Origin of the sequence: Bradyrhizobium manausense (assembly GCF_018129685.1) — a bacterium.
GTDB lineage: Bacteria > Pseudomonadota > Alphaproteobacteria > Rhizobiales > Xanthobacteraceae > Bradyrhizobium > Bradyrhizobium manausense_D.
Window position 1 is genome coordinate 49,379 of sequence record NZ_JAFCLG010000017.1, and the last position, 15,563, is coordinate 64,941.

The following is a 15,563-nucleotide window of genomic DNA, read 5'->3' on the forward strand; positions in this document are numbered from 1 at the left end:
CTTACCCGCGCGTTATGCAGCCCGATAGATTCCGGGCTCGCGCAGACGCGCGCCCCGGAATGACGAGCTAGTCGCTCGTCGCTTCCTTCAGCACCTTCTGCAGCGTGTCGCCCTGCATCCGGGTGATGTCGTCCTGGTATTTGAGCAGCGCGCCCAGCGTATCGCCGACCACTTGCGCCGTCAGCGCGCGGGCATCGAGCTCGGACAGAGCGGTGGCCCAGTCGATGGTCTCGGCGACACCGGGCGATTTGTAGAAATCCTGGTTGCGCAGCGCCTGCACGAAGCGCACGACCTGCTGCGACAGCTTCGCCGAGATGCCGGGCACGCGCGATTTGACGATCGCAAGCTCGCGCTCGGCCGCGGGATAGTCGACCCAGTGATAGAGGCAGCGCCGCTTCAGCGCGTCGTGGATCTCGCGGGTGCGGTTGGAGGTGATGATGACGATCGGCGGATGCGGCGCCTTCACGGTGCCGAATTCGGGGATCGTCACCTGGAAGTCGCTGAGGATTTCGAGGAGATAGGCCTCGAACGCCTCGTCGGCGCGGTCGAGCTCGTCGATCAGCAGCACCGGCGGACCGGCGACATCGGGCTCCAGCGCCTGGAGCAGCGGCCGCTTGATCATGTAGCGGTCGGCAAAAATGTCGCTGGATAGCTGGTCGCGATCGGTGTCCCCGGCGGCTTCCGCCATCCGGATCGCGATCATCTGCGCGGCGCTGTTCCACTCGTAGACCGCGGAGGAAACGTCGAGGCCTTCGTAGCACTGCAGGCGGATCAGCTTCCGCCCCAGCGCCGCCGACAGCACCTTTGCGATCTCGGTCTTGCCGACGCCGGCCTCGCCTTCGAGAAACAGCGGCCTGCCCATGCGCAGCGAGAGGTACGTCACCGTCGCCAGCGACCGCTCGGCCAGATAGCCGCGCGAGGTCAGGAGTTCGAGCATCGCATCGACCGATGCCGGCAGTGTCGCTGAGGTCATGAAACAGCCGATCTCGCTACGTCCCGACAAGGGACAAGTTTGGCCGAAGAGTGAGGGTCACTCACGCCTTGGCGTTGGCGGCGTCGAGCGCGCGCCGCGTCAGCACGCCGATGAGATGCGCGCGGTATTCGGCGCTGCCGTGGATGTCGCTGTTGAGCCCCTCCGCCGGCACTTCGATGCCCTCGATGGCCTTCGAAGCGAAGCGCTTCTTCAACGCTTCCTCGAACGCCTCCACGCGGAACACGCCGTTCGAGCCCGCGCCGGTGACGGCAACGCGCACATCCGACGGACGCCGCGCCACGAACACGCCGACCAGCGCATAGCGCGAGGCCTGGTTGCGGAACTTGATATAGGCGGCCTTCTTCGGCAGCGGGAACATCACCTTGGTGATGATCTCGTCAGCCTCCAGCGCCGTCGAGAACAAGCCCTGGAAAAATTCTTCGGCCTTGAGACGGCGCTTGTTGGTGACGATGGTCGCCCCCAGCGCGAGCACGGCGGCCGGATAATCGGCGGTGGGGTCGTTGTTGGCGAGCGAGCCGCCGATCGTGCCCTTGTGGCGCACGGCGGGATCGCCGATCTGGCTGGCGAGATTGGCCAGCGCCGGGATCGCCTCACCGACGATCGCCGAGGTCGCGACCTCGGCGTGCTTGGCGGTGGCGCCGATCACCAGGGAACGGCCCTTCATCTCGATCGTGTTCAGCCCTTCGATATGGGAGAGGTCGACCAGATGCGGGGGGCTCGCGAGCCGCTGCTTCATGACGGGAATCAGCGTGTGACCGCCGGCGATCACCTTGGCATCTTCGTTCTTCAGCAGGAGATTGGCGGCCTGCCGGACGGTCCCGGGGCGATGGTATTTGAATTCGTACATGGGGGTATCCTGGGGTGTCCTGATCGCGGCGGGCGCGCGGTTACGCGAGATCGGATTTCGCCATCGCCTTCGCGCCGGCGGCGATCGAGGCGACGATGTTCTGGTAGCCGGTGCAGCGGCAGAGATTGCCTTCCAGTTCTTCCCGGATCGTATGGTCGTCGAGCTCGTGGCCCTTGCGATGGACGATGTCGATCGCGGTCATGATCATGCCGGGCGTGCAGAAGCCGCACTGCAAACCATGGTGCTCGCGGAAGGCTTCCTGCATCGGATGCAGGGGCGCACCGTCGGCGGCCAGCCCCTCGATGGTCCTCACCTCGTGGCCGTCGGCCATCACGGCGAGCGTGGTGCAGGATTTCACGGCCTTGCCGTCGAGATGCACGACGCAGGCGCCGCACTGCGAGGTGTCGCAGCCGACATGGGTGCCGGTCAGCCGCAGATTCTCGCGCAGAAACTGCACGAGGAGCGTACGCGGGTCGACGTTGCCGGTAACAGGATTGCCGTTCACGATGAGGGAGATCTTTGCCATAAGCACTCTCTATCAGCGCCCCGACGGGTCCCGTCGAAGCGGTTCTTTCTTATAATTATTCCAACCCATCATATGGGCCATTATGGCCGGGGGCAACATTGCCCCAGGCGCAAGGCGCCATGACGAAAAGCCAGAGCCCTCAGCCCTGTACCGCCTTGGCGAAATTCGCGAAAAATTCGTCGGCCAGCTTCTTGGCGGTGCCGTTGATCAGGCGCTGTCCGAGCTGCGCCAACTTGCCGCCGATCTGCGCCTCGACCTCGTAGGACAGCAGCGTGCCGCCGTCCTTCTCCGCGAGCTTCACGACCGCACCGCCCTTGGCAAAGCCGGCCACCCCACCCTCGCCTTCGCCCGAGATCTTGTAGCCGTTCGGCGGGTCGAGATCAGACAGCGTCACCTTGCCCTTGAAGCGTGCCGAGACCGGGCCGACCTTCATTTTTGCGGTCGCGCGAAACCCGCCATCCTCGGTCTTCTCCAGTTCCTCGCAGCCGGGGATGCAGGCCTTCAGCACCGCGGGGTCGTTGAGCTTCTCCCACACGGCCTCGCGCGACGCCGCAAGCTGGACTTCGCCGTTCATCGTCATGGCCATGGGGCGCCTCCGGGGATCGCAAAAGGTGAGGATGCTCAAGTAACGCACGGAGGCCGCAAAGGAAAGGGTGCCCCCGGTCACGAGCAATGCATATTCGCAACTGCAAAAGGTCTTGTCCGGCAAGTCAGGGATTGGCAGAGCCTGATCATGGTGATTAGGTCCGGCGCAACATGAGCTCAGCCCTCTCCCCCCTGCTTGCGCCGATGCTGTCGAGCGCGGCCATGCGTGCCGTCTGCGACGACCGGACCACGCTCCAGAACATGCTCGATTTCGAAGCGGCCCTGGCCCGTGCCGAGGCCGCCACGGCCGTGATTCCAGCCGGCGCGGTGGGCCCGATCGAAGCGGCCTGCAAGGCCGACACTTTCGACATAGCCGCGCTGGCCGAGGCGGCGACCCGATCAGGCAATCTCGCGATCCCCTTGGTCAAGATGCTGACCGCCAATGTCGGCAAGGCGGACGCCGAGGCCGCGCGCTATGTGCATTGGGGCGCGACCAGCCAGGACGTGATCGACACCGCGACCATGCTGAGCTTGCGTGCCGCCATCGACGCGCTGGACGTCGATCTCAGCCGTGCCATCAAGGGCTTTGCCGCGCTGGCGCGCCACCATCGCAACACCGCGATGGTGGCAAGGACCTGGCTCCAGCACGCGCTGCCGATGCCGTTCGGGCTGAAGGCGGCCGAATATGCCGCAAGCCTGGCCCGTGCCCGCTGCCGCCTGCGGCGCTTGCGCCGCGAGGGCCTCGCGCTGCAATTCGGCGGCGCGGCCGGCACGCTCGCCGCACTCGGCGACCAGGGACTCATGGTCGCCGAACGGCTGGCGCAGGAGTTGAACCTGCCGCTGCCGGAAGCGCCCTGGCATACCCATCGCGACCGCATTGCCGAAGCCGCATCGAGCTTCGCGATTCTCGCCGGAAGCTGCGGCAAGATCGCACGCGACGTCTCGCTGATGATGCAGACCGATGTCGGCGAAGCCTTCGAGCCCGCCGGCGAAGGCCGCGGCGGCTCCTCGACCATGCCGCACAAGCGCAATCCGGTCGCAGCCGCAAGCGCGCTCGGCTGCGCGACCATGGCCCCGCAACTCGCCGCGACGATTTTCGCGGCCCAGGTGCAGGACCATGAGCGCAGTGCCGGCCCCTGGCACGCGGAATGGCCGACGCTGCCGCAATTGATGCTGGTGACCTCGGGCGCACTTGCCGCGATTGTCGACATCGCCGAAGGGCTGGAGGTCGACGCCGTGCGCATGCGCAGCAACCTCGATGCGACGCATGGGCTGATCATGGCGGAGGCCGTCACCTTTGCGCTCGCCGACAAGATCGGCAAGAGCGATGCGCATCATCTGATCGAGGCCGCGAGCAAGCGCGCGGTTGCCGAGAAGAAACATCTGCGCGAGGTGCTGTCGGCCGATTCGCAGGTCACCGCGCACCTGACACCGGAGAAAGTTGCGGCATTGTTCGAGCCAATGGCCTATCAAGGGGCCTCTCAAGCCCTGATCGACCGGCTGCTCGACAGTCTCGACCGCGAATAGAGCAGCGCTGAGCGAGAATAAACGGAGACGCCGCATGCCCATGATCGATGCCGACGGTTGCCTGATCAACGTCTCCGTCGAAGGCCGCGACGGCGGGCCGACCTTGATGCTCTCCAACTCGCTCGGCTGCACGCTGCAGATGTGGGAGCCGCAGATGAAGGCGCTGACGCAGGTGTTCCGCGTCATCCGCTACGACCGCCGCGGCCATGGCAAGTCCAGCGTGCCGCCCGGTCCCTATACGATGGAGCGCTTCGGCCGCGACGTGCTGGCGATCCTCGACGATCTCAACATCGAGAAGGTGCATTGGTGCGGCCTGTCGATGGGCGGCATGGTCGGGCAGTGGCTCGGCGCCAATGCACCCGAAAGATTTGGCAAGCTGATCCTTGCGAACACCTCCTGCTACTATGCCGAGCCGACCAAATGGCTGGAGCGCATCGACGCCGTGAAGAAGGGCGGTATCGCCGCCGTCGCGGATGGCGTCATCGCCGGCTGGCTCACCCAGGATTTCCGCGAGCGCGAGCCCGATATCACCGCGAGGATGAAGGCGATGCTGCTCGCCACCCCGGTCGAAGGCTATCTCGCCTGCTGCGAGGCGCTGTCGACGCTCGACCAGCGCGCGCTGTTGCCGAAGATCAAGAGCCCGACGCTGGTCATCGCCGGCCGCCACGATGTGGCGACGCCGATCTCGGCAGGCGAGTTGATCCGCTCGAACATTCCCGGCGCCAGCATGACCATCATCGATGCCGCCCATATTTCCAATGTCGAGCAGCCGCACGCGTTCACCGACGCGGTGGTGGGATTTTTGACGCAGCGCTGATACCGCCACCGTCATTCCCGGGCGTCTCGAAGAGGCGAACCCGGAATCTCGAGATTCCGGGTTCGATGCTTCGCATCGCCCCGGAATGACGCACCCGGAGGAGACAACATGGACGACCAGAAGCGCCGCGATGCCGGCATGAACGTGCGCCGAAAAGTGCTGGGCAATGCCTGGGTCGACAAATCGATCGCGGGCCGCAACGCTTTCAACACCGACTTCCAGGACATGATCACCCGCTATGCCTGGGGCGAGATCTGGACGCGGCCGCATTTCGACGAGCGCACGCGGCGGGTGCTGGTGATCGGCACCATGGTCGCGCTCGGGCAATGGGATGAATTCCGCCTGCACGTGCGCGCAGCGCTTGCCGAGGGCGGCTTCACCCCCGACGACATCAAGGAAATCCTGTTGCAGCAGGCGATCTATTGCGGCGTTCCGGCGGCGAACCACGCCGTCAAGGAAGCCTCAGCGATTGTGCAGGAGCTCGGCCTGCTCGAGTCCTAGCGGCGCGGTATCGGCGACGTCGACGGTCCTCGGCGCGGCCGCGGGCCGCTCGATCACCAGCACGATCGCAGCGCCGAGCAGCAGGAGAAGCTCGGTTGCATGCAGCCGAAGCGCAGCCAACTCGCCGACCTTCGAGGCCATCACCATGCTGGCGAACGAGATCAGGCTGCCGATCGCAAGCGCGACACCGAGGGCCTCGTCGCTCGCCCCGCTCTTGCGGGTGCGCGGGATGGCGAGGAGCGCGAGATAGATCGTAAAGAACGCCACCACGGTCAGCCGGCCGAGCGCCAGCAGCCAGGCGGCACGAACCGTGCTCATGCCGGACATCTGGAGCTGATCGCTGAGGAACAGCGCCACGGCGACGCTCGGCCGCTCGTAGAGGCCGTGCACCGGCGCCACAAAGATATTGAATGCAACCAGGGCCCAGGCTGGAATGAAATAGGCCGCCAGCAACGCGCCATTGATCGAGCCGATCCGCCAGTTCCTGAACATTCCGCTTCCCGCTTCGTCTGCTACCCACGCCTTCGACGTAAGGCGTTGCCGGGAGCTAACTCGCATCGGACTTTGGCGGCAATTTAAACCCTTTGTTTACCTTAACTGGCCGGGCAGCCGGTTCGCCCGACAAAAAGGGCCCCGCCTTTCGGCGGGGCCCTCCTCACGACCTATGGTTTTCGGGCTCCCAACTTGGGCTCCGAAATTACTTGCGCTCCTGACCGCGCTGGCCACCCTGCTGCTGGCCCGGCTTGTCGCCCTGGCGCTGCGGGTCCTGCTGCTGCTGGCCCGGCTTGTGACCACCACCCTGCTGCTGACCGGGGCTCTGGTTCTGCTGACCCGGGTTCTGGTTCTGCTGCTTCGTCATTTGGGGGAAACTCCCTTGTTGGACGTCAGTCAGGAGACAACTGCCAGCGGCGATCTTGGTTGCCTTGCGGAACCCGGTTCCTCGCAGGTGCGGAACCGAAAGTCGAAATCCGAAACCAAAATCGCCTGTACAAGCCTTTATCCCAAGGCATCACCAGTTGCAGCCGCCAGTTCCCTCCTGTTACAAAACGGAAAGAACCCCAGGGCTGCCGGGCCCGAGAAGAAACGTAAGCTCTCTCTCGCACAACTCCCCTTGAACCCGCGTCAGGTTTGGTAACGGCAGCCTATGGATTATTTCGCCCAGCAGCTCATCAACGGCCTCGTCCTCGGCTCCATCTACGGTCTGATCGCGATCGGCTACACGATGGTCTACGGCATCGTCGGCATGATCAATTTCGCCCATGGCGACGTCTTCATGATCGGCGGCTTCATCGCCCTCATCACCTTCCTGATCCTGATCTCGCTGGGCCTCACTGCGATCCCGGTGATCCTGCTGGTGGTGCTGCTGGTTTCGATGGCGATCACTGCGCTCTACGGCTGGACCATCGAGCGCATCGCGTACCGACCGCTGCGCCATTCCTTCCGCCTCGCGCCGATGCTGTCGGCGATCGGGATGTCCTTCGTGCTCACCAACTACTCGCAGGTGGCGCAGGGCGCGCGCGTCAAGCCGATCCCGCCAGTCATCACCGGCGGCTATACGCTGCATGAGAGCGCGGACGGCTTCGTGATCCAGCTTTCCAACATCCAGATCATCGTCGTCATCACCACAATCGTGCTGCTGGCGATCTTCACCTGGCTGGTCTCGCGCACGCGGCTCGGGCGCGACATGCGCGCCTGCGAGCAGGACCAGACCATGGCGGCGCTGCTCGGCGTCGACGTCGACCGCACCATCTCCATGACCTTCGTAATCGGGGCTGCGCTCGCTGCCGTCGCCGGCCTGATGTACCTGCTTTATTACGGCCTGGTCGATTTCTTCATGGGCTTCGTCGCCGGCATCAAGGCCTTTACCGCGGCCGTGCTCGGCGGCATCGGCTCGCTGCCCGGCGCCATGTTGGGGGGCCTTGCGATCGGGCTGATCGAGACGTTCTGGTCGGCCTATTTCTCGGTCGAATACAAGGACGTTGCGGCATTCTCGATCCTGATCGTCGTGCTGATCTTCATGCCGACCGGCCTGCTCGGCCGTCCCGAAGTCGAAAAAGTCTGACGGACCGCCCCGCGTGACAGCCACTCCGCACAACGCCACCAACGCAAGTCGCACCGCCGGCATCCCCTTCCTTCTGAAGACGGCCTTCATCAACGCCGCGATCGCGCTGGTGCTGTTCTCGCTGATGGTCGGCATCCGCACCGAGGCCGGTTCGGACGGCCAGCTCACCTACTGGACGCGGTTCGGCGACCTCGCCTGGCTCGTCGCCGCCGTGTTCGGCGGCTCGATCGTGATCGAGCTGCTCAGGCAATGGATCGGCCCGACCGGCGCCGAGAAGCTGGTGCCCGCTTCGGTCCAGAGCGGGGTGTCGTTCATCGGCCGCTACCTCGCGCCGGCGCTCCTGATCTTCACGCTGCTGGTGCCCGTCATCTTCTATAACCAGCGCTATATCCTCGACCTCGCGATCCTGGTGCTCACCTATGTGATGCTGGGCTGGGGCCTCAACGTGGTGGTCGGGCTCGCCGGCCTGCTCGATCTCGGCTACGTCGCCTTCTACGCGGTCGGCGCCTATTCCTACGGGCTGCTCGCCACCAGTTTCGGCTGGTCGTTCTGGATCTGCCTGCCGCTCGCCGGCATCCTCGCCGCGTTCTGGGGCGTGCTGCTCGGCTTCCCCGTGCTGCGCCTGCGCGGCGATTATCTTGCCATCGTGACCCTCGCCTTCGGTGAGATCATCCGCCTCGTCATCATCAACTGGCAGAGTTTGACCGGCGGGCCCAACGGCGTCTCCGGCATTCCGCGGCCGACCTTCTTCGGCATCCCGCTGGACAACAGCGACGACGGGCTCGCGGCAAAACTCGGCATCGAATACTCGCCGACCCACCGTATCGTCTTCCTGTTCTACCTGATCCTGGCGCTGGCGCTGCTGACCAACTGGGTGACAATCCGCCTGCGCCGCCTGCCGATCGGACGCGCCTGGGAGGCGCTGCGCGAGGACGAGGTGGCCTGCCGTGCACTCGGCATCAACACCACGACCACCAAGCTCACGGCGTTCGCCACCGGCGCCATGTTCGGCGGTTTCGCCGGCGCATTCTTCGCGACACGCCAGGGCTTCATCAGTCCGGAATCCTTCACCTTCCAGGAATCCGCACTGGTGCTCGCCATCGTCGTGCTCGGCGGCATGGGCTCGCAGCTCGGCGTCGCTCTCGCCGCACTCACCATGATCGGCGGCTTCGAGCTGTTCCGCAGCCTCGAAAGCTATCGTATGCTGGTGTTCGGCATGGCGATGGTCCTGATCATGATCTGGCGGCCGCGCGGCATCATCGGCCATCGCGCGCCGACCGTGTATCTGACCAAGGCGCAGGCGATCTCCTCGGACCTCGTCAAGGAGGGCCACGGATGAGCGGCCAGACAATTCTCACCGTCGACGGGCTCACCATGCGTTTCGGCGGCATCGTCGCCGTGCAGGAGCTGTCATTCGCGGCCGAACGGAAGAAGATCACCGCGCTGATCGGACCGAACGGCGCGGGCAAGACCACGGTCTTCAACTGCATCACCGGCTTCTACAAGCCGACCGGAGGCGCCATCCGTCTCAGCCATGACGACGGCAGGCAGATCGCGCTGGAGCGGCTGAACGATTTCCGCATCGCCAAGCAGGCCAAGGTCGCCCGCACCTTCCAGAACATCCGCCTGTTTCCCGGAATGACGGCGCTGGAGAACCTTATGGTGGCGCAGCACAACGCGCTGATGCTTGCCTCGGGCTTCACGGTCCTCGGCCTGATCGGCGTCCCAACCTATCGCGACGCCGAAAAGCGCGCGATCGCGCTCGCCACCGACTGGCTCAAGCGGATCAATCTGCTCGACCGCGCCGACGATGCCGCAGGCAATCTTGCCTATGGTGACCAGCGCCGGCTCGAGATCGCGCGCGCGATGTGCACCGAGCCGCAGCTGCTCTGCCTGGACGAGCCCGCCGCCGGCCTCAATGCGCGCGAAAGTGCCGCGCTCAGCGAGCTCCTGCTGTCGATCCGCAATGAGCTCGGCACCTCGATCCTGCTGATCGAGCACGATATGTCGGTCGTGATGGAGATATCGGACCACATCGTGGTGATGGACCATGGCGTGAAGATCGCGCAGGGCACGCCGAAAGAGGTGCGGGACGATCCCAGGGTGATCGCCGCCTATCTCGGCACCGACGAGGAAGAAGCTGCCGCGGTGATGGAGAGCGGGTCGTGACCTCTGCCACTCCCCTGCTCGCGATCCGGGGCTTGCGCGCCGCCTACGGCAAGATCGAGGCCTTAAAGGGCGTCGACGTCGAGATCAATGCCGGCGAGATCGTCGCCCTGATCGGCGCCAATGGCGCCGGCAAATCGACGCTGATGATGACGATCTTCGGCAAGCCGCGCGCCCGCGCCGGCCAGATCCTGTATGAAGGCCGCGACATCACCGCCGTGCCCACCCACGAGATCGCGCATTTGCGCATCGCGCAGTCGCCGGAAGGCCGGCGGATCTTCCCGCGCATGAGCGTGGCGGAAAACCTGCAGATGGGCGCGGACGCGACCGAATGCACCGATGCGGAGCGCGAGGCGACGCTGGAGCGCGTGTTCTCGCTGTTTCCGCGGCTGAAGGAACGCTACGTCCAGCGCGGCGGCACGCTGTCCGGTGGCGAGCAGCAGATGCTGGCGATCGGCCGCGCCCTGATGAGCCGCCCGCGCCTGCTGCTGCTCGACGAGCCCTCGCTCGGGCTCGCGCCCCTGATCGCCCGCCAGATCTTCGACGCGATCCGGACCCTCAACCGGCAAGACGGACTGACCGTCCTGATCGTCGAGCAGAACGCCAACCATGCGCTCAAGCTCGCCCATCGCGGCTATGTCATGGTCAATGGCCTGATCACGCTCGCCGGAACAGGCGCCGAGTTGCTGCAGCGCCCCGAGATCCGCGCCGCCTATCTGGAAGGCGGCCGGCACGGCTGAGACCGCCCGGGTCGTTGTCGAGCCCCGGGTTGAAGGCGCCGAAATATCTGCGATCATGCCCGTATTTTGCCGGTGACTTCTCGAAGAATTCATTCGACAATGCCACCGGTTTGAACCGGGCGAGCCCGGCAACTTCCACAGGCGATCACCCGCGAGGTATCTCATGAAATCACTAAAGCTCATCGGTCTGGCATTCGGCGCGTCGATCGCGTTGTCGAGCGCGGCATTCGCGCAGGATGTCACCATCGCAGTCGCAGGCCCGATGACAGGCGGCGAGTCCGCCTTCGGCCGGCAGATGAAGAACGGCGCCGAGATGGCCGTCGCTGACATCAACGCCGCCGGTGGCGTCGGCGGCAAGAAGCTCGCGCTCGACGTCGAGGACGATGCCTGCGATCCCAAGCAGGCCCGCTCGGTCGCCGAGAAGATCGCGGGCGCGAAGATCCCGTTCGTCGCCGGGCATTACTGCTCGTCATCGTCGATCCCGGCTTCCGAAGCCTATGCCGACGGCAACGTGCTCGAGATCACGCCTGCCTCGACCAACCCGCTCTTTACCGAGCGCAAGCTCTGGAACGTGGCGCGCGTCTGCGGCCGTGACGACCAGCAGGGCCTGATCGCGGCGCAGTACATTGCCAAGAACTTCAAGGGCAAGAACATCGCGGTTCTCGACGACAAGACCACTTACGGCAAGGGTCTCGCCGACGAGACCAAGAAGGCCCTGGTCAAGGCCGGCATCACCGTCAAGCTCTCGGAGTCCTACAACAAGGGCGACAAGGACTTTAACGCGATCGTCTCGCGCCTGAAGCGCGACAACATCGATCTCGTCTATGTCGGCGGCTACCATCAGGAAAGCGGTTTGATCCTGCGCCAGATGCGCGACCAGGGCCTCAAGACGATCCTGATGGCCGGCGACGCGCTTGCTGACAAGGAATTCGCCTCTATCACCGGCCCCGCCGGCGAAGGCACGCTGTTCACCTTCGGTCCCGATCCGCGCGAAAAGGCGACCGCCAAGAAGATCGTCGACGCCTTCAAGGCCAAGAACATCGACCCCGAAGGCTACACGCTCTACACCTACGCGGCGTTGCAGGTCTGGTCGCAGGCGGCCAAGAAGGCCGGCACGACCGACGCGAAGAAGGTCATGGAAGCGATGAAGGCCGGCAAGTGGGACACCGTGATCGGCCCGATCGAGTATGACGCCAAGGGCGACATCAAGCAGCTCGATTACGTCGTCTACAAGTGGGACGCCAAGGGCGGCTACGCCGAGATCAAAGGCAACGGTACCTGAGACAGGACGCCTGACCTTTTGATCAGATCGACGTCAACGCCCCGGTTCGCCGGGGCGTTTTCGTTTGGCACGCGGTCATACGGCCGCGGACAGTTCGTCGCCCGCAGCGGCCTGCGCGGTGCGTAGCGCTTGCAGCAGGTCGTTCGGCCGGAACGGCTTTTGCAGGCCGACCACACCATCGAGGCCCGGTGCCTCGCCCATGAAATCCAGTGTCGTCATGCCGGAAACCGCAACGATCGGAAAACCGGGAATCCGCTCGCGGATGGCGGCCATGACCTCAACGCCGCTGGTATCGGTCAGGAAAATATCGACAATCGCAGCGTCGAAAACGCTCTCGCCGAAGGCCTCCAGCCCGGCCGACCCGCTCTCCGCTTCAACTACGTCAAAATGGTTGACCCGAAGGACGATCGAGACCATGGCGCGTACGTCCTTCTGGTCATCGATAATGAGGACACGGGGCATGGGAACAACTTCCGGATTCTTATCATTAATTGGTTCAATTCAACGGCGGCACGCGCCAAGGCAGTATGGGTCGGGCCAGTAAAGCCAACCTTACCGATTGCCTATTCCGATTCCCTGTCCGAGTTAAGTAAGCTGTAACCCTCGGTTGAGTCGCGGGCAAATCCCTTCAGGACACGCGCCCGGAGCCGGCTACCATGGAGGCCAAGGCGAAATGCCGAGGCTGGCCCGTGGAGTCACGTGGACTGCCCATGCCGACCCAGTGAGAGGTCAACGTGCACGCGAGAAACGACCGAAGCACATTCCTTTCAACCCTACGGGCCAGGCAGAGCGACCGCACTGCAGCATTGGCGATCGTCGGAATCTCCGCGATCCTGTTCGCGCTGGCTGTCCCCTTCGCAGGGACCCCGCTGGTCCAGGTACCGGCCTTCGTGGCCTGCTACCAGTCGGCCCTCGCCGTCAGTGACATCATCACCGCAGTCCTGCTGCTATCACAATTCTCCGTGCTGCGCAGCCGCGCCCTGCTACTGCTCTCGACCGGCTATCTGTTCACGGCGGCGGCAGCAGTGACCCATGCCCTCACCTTCCCGGGCCTGTTCGCGCCGACCGGATTGCTCGGCGCCGGCGTCCAGACCACGGTCTGGCTCTACATGATCTGGCACGGCGGATTCCCGCTGTTCGTGCTGGCCTATGGGTGGCTGAAGGACGGCAACGGCGGCAACGAGGTCGAGGGGCCGACCGGGCGCTCGATCGTGCTCACCATCCTTGGCGCGATCGTCGCAATGATCATTATTGCCTGGGTCGTGACGGCGCGGCACGATCTGCTGCCGGTCCTGCTGAAGGACGGTCGCTACACCACCACCATGATTGGCGTGGTGTCATTCGTCTGGTCCTTGAGTTTTGCGGCGTTGATCACGCTCTGGTTCCGCAAGCCGCATACGGTGATCGACGTCTGGCTGATGGTCACGATGTGCGCCTGGCTATTCGACATCGCGCTGTCGGCGATCGTCAATGACGCCCGCTACGATCTCGGCTTCTACGCCGGCCGCATCTACGGTCTCTGCGCCGCGAGTTTCGTGCTCGCCGTGCTCTTGATCGAGAACGTCCGCCTCCAGGCGACCACGATCGGCCTCGTTGGGCGCCTGCGTGAGCAGTCGGCCACGGAACGCGACTTCTACACAAAGCGCCTCGCGCTATATGGCGCCGTCGTCGAATCCTCCAACGATGCGATCATCACCGAGTCGCTTGATGGCATCATCACCGGTTGGAACAAGGCCGCCGAGCGCCTGTTTGGCTATTCGGCCGCGGAGGCCATTGGCCAGTCCATCGATCTCGTGGTGCCCGACGACCGGAGGACCGAAGCCAGGGGCATTCTCAATCGGATCAGCAGCAACGAGTCGATCGCCCAGCATGAGACGGTCCGCATCCACAAGGGCGGCCGCCGGCTCGACGTCGTCCTGAATGTCTCGCCGCTGCGGTCGGACAGCGGGCAAATCGTCGGTGCATCCAAGATCGCCCATGACATCACCGAGGAAAAGCAGGCGCGGGAAAAGCTCCGCCGGGAGATCGAGGAGCGCGAGCGCATCTTCGAGACCTCGCGCGACCTGATCCTGGTCACCGACGGTTTCGGCAATTTCATCCAGGTCAGCCCGAGCGTGAAGGACATTCTCGGCCTGAGCCCGGAGGACATGATCGGGCACAGTGCGACCGAATTCATCCATCCTGATGACCTCGAGAAGACGCGAAGCGAGATGCGCGCGGCGCGCCGCGGCCAGACCAAGCGCAGCTTCGAGGCGCGCTACTACCATTACGACGGTCACGAGGTCTCGCTGAACTGGATGGGCACTTGGTCCGAGCCGGTGAAGCGCCACTTCTTCATCGGTCGCGATCTCAGCGAGAAGCAAGCCGCAGAGGCCCAGTTGCGACAGATCCAGAAAATGGATTCCATCGGCCAGCTGACCGGCGGCGTCGCCCACGATTTCAACAACGTGCTCACCGTCATCACCGGCACGATCGGAATCCTGGCGGATGCGGTCGCCGACCGGCCTGAGCTCGCCGCCATCACCAAACTGATTGACGATGCCGCCGAGCGCGGCGCGCAGCTGACCAAGCACCTGCTCGCCTTCGCCCGCAAGCAGCCGCTGCAGCCGCGCGAGATCGACGTCAACGCGCTCACGCTCGAGGCCGCCAAGCTGCTGCATCCCACCCTCGGCGAGCAGATCACCATCACGCCGCAGCTCACCGAGGATGCCTGGCCCGCTCTGGTCGATCCCGGCCAGCTCTCCACCGCGATCCTCAATCTCGCGCTGAATGCGCGCGACGCCATGCCCGACGGCGGCACCCTCGTGCTGGAGACCCGCAACATCTTCCTCGACGACGGCTATGCCAGCATGAACCCCGATGTCGTCGCCGGCAATTACGTGATGATCGCGGTCAGCGACACCGGCTCGGGCATTCCGGCCGCGCTGCTCGATCGGGTGTTCGATCCGTTCTTCACCACCAAGGAGGTCGGCAAGGGCACGGGCCTCGGCCTCAGCATGGTGTTCGGCTTCGTCAAGCAGTCCGGCGGCCACATCAAGATCTACAGCGAGGAGGGTCACGGCACGAGCGTGAAGATCTACCTGCCGCGGTCCACCGGCGTGCAGGAGACCGAGTACGAGGCGCTGCAGAACGTGCCCATCACCGGCGGCGACGAAAAGGTCCTGATCGTCGAGGACGACGCGCTGGTGCGGCAGTATGTCGTGACGCAGGTCAAGAGCCTCGGCTATGCCGCGCTCGAGGCGGCCAACGCCGCCGAGGCGCTCGTCATCATCGACGCCGACAAGGACATCGACCTGCTCTTCACCGACATCATCATGCCCGGCAACATGAACGGCCGCCAGCTCGCCGACGAGGCGGTGCGGCGCCGCCCTGATCTCAAGACGCTGTTCACCTCGGGCTACACCGAGAACGCCATTGTCCATCATGGCCGGCTCGATTCCGGCGTGCTGCTGCTGGCCAAGCCCTACCGCAAGTCGGAGCTCGCCAGGATGCTCAGGATGGCGCTGGCGAGTTGAG

General features: G+C 64.6%; 16 protein-coding genes. 9 read left to right on the top strand and 7 right to left on the bottom strand.

Annotated elements, in window-relative coordinates; all coding sequences use genetic code 11:
* Positions 1–67: 67 nt before the first annotated feature.
* The 4 genes from JQ621_RS27945 to JQ621_RS27960 form a co-directional block, all read right to left on the bottom strand.
* Entirely contained in the window at positions 68–973 is a 906-nt protein-coding gene (locus tag JQ621_RS27945) for an AAA family ATPase (RefSeq protein ID WP_212239373.1), read from the bottom strand.
* A 61-nt stretch (positions 974–1,034) separates the two neighbouring features.
* A complete protein-coding gene (locus tag JQ621_RS27950) occupies positions 1,035–1,841 on the bottom strand; it encodes an FAD binding domain-containing protein (RefSeq protein ID WP_212239375.1) in 807 nt (268 codons plus the stop codon).
* A 40-nt stretch (positions 1,842–1,881) separates the two neighbouring features.
* Positions 1,882–2,367, bottom strand: coding sequence for a (2Fe-2S)-binding protein (locus JQ621_RS27955; protein WP_194481977.1), 486 nt, complete (start codon positions 2,365–2,367; stop codon positions 1,882–1,884).
* 139 nt (positions 2,368–2,506) lie between these two features.
* Entirely contained in the window at positions 2,507–2,953 is a 447-nt protein-coding gene (locus JQ621_RS27960; protein WP_212239377.1) for an SRPBCC family protein, read from the bottom strand.
* Between the two features lie 170 nt (positions 2,954–3,123).
* Between JQ621_RS27960 and JQ621_RS27965 the strand changes: the two genes are divergently transcribed.
* The 3 genes from JQ621_RS27965 to JQ621_RS27975 all read left to right on the top strand — a co-directional run bounded on the left by JQ621_RS27965 (position 3,124) and on the right by JQ621_RS27975 (position 5,797).
* Positions 3,124–4,479, top strand: a complete 1,356-nt coding sequence (locus JQ621_RS27965) for a 3-carboxy-cis,cis-muconate cycloisomerase (RefSeq protein WP_212239378.1) — start codon at positions 3,124–3,126, stop codon at positions 4,477–4,479.
* A gap of 34 nt (positions 4,480–4,513) precedes the next feature.
* A complete protein-coding gene (gene pcaD, locus JQ621_RS27970; RefSeq protein ID WP_212239379.1) occupies positions 4,514–5,296 on the top strand; it encodes a 3-oxoadipate enol-lactonase in 783 nt (260 codons plus the stop codon).
* Between the two features lie 108 nt (positions 5,297–5,404).
* Positions 5,405–5,797, top strand: coding sequence for a carboxymuconolactone decarboxylase family protein (locus JQ621_RS27975; RefSeq protein ID WP_212239388.1), 393 nt, complete (start codon positions 5,405–5,407; stop codon positions 5,795–5,797).
* Here the strand turns inward: JQ621_RS27975 and JQ621_RS27980 are convergent.
* Complete coding sequence (locus JQ621_RS27980; protein WP_212239389.1) at positions 5,759–6,289, bottom strand: hypothetical protein; 531 nt, start codon at positions 6,287–6,289, stop codon at positions 5,759–5,761. The genes JQ621_RS27975 and JQ621_RS27980 overlap by 39 nt on opposite strands.
* A 205-nt stretch (positions 6,290–6,494) precedes the next feature.
* Positions 6,495–6,656 (bottom strand): hypothetical protein, encoded by a 162-nt coding sequence (locus JQ621_RS27985; protein ID WP_212239392.1) that lies wholly within the window; start codon positions 6,654–6,656, stop codon positions 6,495–6,497.
* Positions 6,657–6,941: 285 nt separating this feature from the next.
* Here JQ621_RS27985 and JQ621_RS27990 point away from each other — a divergent pair, with 285 nt between their 5' ends.
* The 5 genes from JQ621_RS27990 to JQ621_RS28010 all read left to right on the top strand — a co-directional run bounded on the left by JQ621_RS27990 (position 6,942) and on the right by JQ621_RS28010 (position 12,047).
* Positions 6,942–7,859 (top strand): ABC transporter permease subunit, encoded by a 918-nt coding sequence (locus JQ621_RS27990; RefSeq protein WP_212239395.1) that lies wholly within the window; start codon positions 6,942–6,944, stop codon positions 7,857–7,859.
* Between the two features lie 61 nt (positions 7,860–7,920).
* Complete coding sequence (gene livM, locus JQ621_RS27995) at positions 7,921–9,198, top strand: high-affinity branched-chain amino acid ABC transporter permease LivM (RefSeq protein WP_212239587.1); 1,278 nt, start codon at positions 7,921–7,923, stop codon at positions 9,196–9,198.
* Positions 9,195–10,028, top strand: coding sequence for an ABC transporter ATP-binding protein (locus tag JQ621_RS28000; RefSeq protein WP_212239398.1), 834 nt, complete (start codon positions 9,195–9,197; stop codon positions 10,026–10,028). Before livM ends, JQ621_RS28000 begins: the two co-directional genes overlap by 4 nt.
* Positions 10,025–10,765, top strand: coding sequence for an ABC transporter ATP-binding protein (locus JQ621_RS28005; RefSeq protein WP_212239399.1), 741 nt, complete (start codon positions 10,025–10,027; stop codon positions 10,763–10,765). Before JQ621_RS28000 ends, JQ621_RS28005 begins: the two co-directional genes overlap by 4 nt.
* Before the next feature lie 163 nt (positions 10,766–10,928).
* Positions 10,929–12,047, top strand: a complete 1,119-nt coding sequence (locus JQ621_RS28010; protein ID WP_212239401.1) for a branched-chain amino acid ABC transporter substrate-binding protein — start codon at positions 10,929–10,931, stop codon at positions 12,045–12,047.
* A gap of 75 nt (positions 12,048–12,122) precedes the next feature.
* Here the strand turns inward: JQ621_RS28010 and JQ621_RS28015 are convergent, their stop codons facing one another.
* Positions 12,123–12,509, bottom strand: a complete 387-nt coding sequence (locus tag JQ621_RS28015; protein ID WP_212239403.1) for a response regulator — start codon at positions 12,507–12,509, stop codon at positions 12,123–12,125.
* Between the two features lie 272 nt (positions 12,510–12,781).
* Here JQ621_RS28015 and JQ621_RS28020 point away from each other — a divergent pair, with 272 nt between their 5' ends.
* Complete coding sequence (locus JQ621_RS28020) at positions 12,782–15,562, top strand: PAS domain S-box protein (protein ID WP_212239405.1); 2,781 nt, start codon at positions 12,782–12,784, stop codon at positions 15,560–15,562.
* The last annotated feature ends 1 nt before the right edge of the window (position 15,563 follow it).